General features: G+C 60.9%; 2 protein-coding genes. One reads left to right on the top strand and one right to left on the bottom strand.

Annotated elements, in window-relative coordinates; genetic code table 11:
• A partial coding sequence (locus AC1DLB_RS30705; RefSeq protein WP_477786368.1) for a LysR substrate-binding domain-containing protein occupies positions 1 to 711 on the bottom strand: 711 nt, incomplete at its 3' end.
• Positions 712 to 841: 130 nt separating this feature from the next.
• Between AC1DLB_RS30705 and AC1DLB_RS30700 the strand changes: the two genes are divergently transcribed.
• The coding region (locus AC1DLB_RS30700) for an NAD(P)H-dependent oxidoreductase (protein ID WP_477786367.1) at positions 842 to 1,096 on the top strand (255 nt) is incomplete at its 3' end.

Below are 1,096 nucleotides of genomic sequence, written 5' to 3'. Positions count from 1 at the left end.
ACCCAGCCCGGACAGGGTACACGCCTTGCGCACGAGAAAATCGTCGATGCCCAATCGGGCTTCGAATGTCATTTCACAGGCCTTGCCCTGCTGGTCGAGCATCCGCAGATGCACCAGCCGATCGGCTTCCAGTGCGCCCAATATCGGTACGTTTTTCAAGTCGTCCGGGGTCTTGATCTGCCGCTCGCGAAGAAACGCCGGGCTGGCGACCATGACAGTCTGCGCCTGACGTAAGCGGCGGGTGACCAGCAGTGGGTCTTCATCTCCCAGTTCCCGCACTCTCAAGGCGACATCGACGCCTTCGGTCACCAGGTCAACCCGGCGATTGAGCAGCAGCATCTCCAGCTGAACCTGCGGGAATTTCTCCAGGAACTTGCTGATCACCGACGGGAACATGTCGTGGGCCAACCCCACCGGGCAGGAAACCCGCAGCCGCCCCCGGGGTTCGCTGGACATGCTGGCCACCGCTTCGTCGGCCATCTCGGCCTCCAGCAGCATCGCCTGACAGTGCCGCAAGTAGCGCTCGCCCACAGCGGTCAGGTTGAGTTGGCGGGTGGTGCGTTGCAGCAGGCGCGCGCCCAGGCGTTCTTCCAGTTCGGCGATGCGTCGTGACAACCGAGACTTGGGAATCCCGAGCAAACGCCCGGCCGCCGCGAAGCCGCCGGCCTCGACCACCTTGGCGAAGTAGTAGAGGTCGTTGAGATCTTGCATGATTTAAATCCGACTGTTCTATCAGTGGGACAAACTATCGCATTATTGCCGGCTAATCAGCTATTGGTTTTGTCGGTAGGATTGTTTCCATCAGATCGCCGGGTGGCGATCCTCACCTTGGAGATTCCACATGAAATTACTGCATATCGATTCGAGCATTCTGGGTGACAACTCGGCTTCCCGTCAGTTGAGCGGCGAAGTCGTCAAAGCCTGGCAAACCGCCGAGCCTGGTGTTGTGGTGACTTACCGCGACCTGGCCGCCGATGCCATCAGCCATTTTTCCGCCGCCACGCTGGTCGCCGCTGGCACCGCCGCTGAGCTGCGCAACGCCGCGCAACAGCATGAAGCCGATTTGGGTGCGCAGGCCCTGGCCGAATTCCTCGCC

Source organism: Pseudomonas sp. 05N434 (genome assembly GCF_056396965.1).
This window is presented reverse-complemented; position numbering and strand designations above follow the sequence as displayed.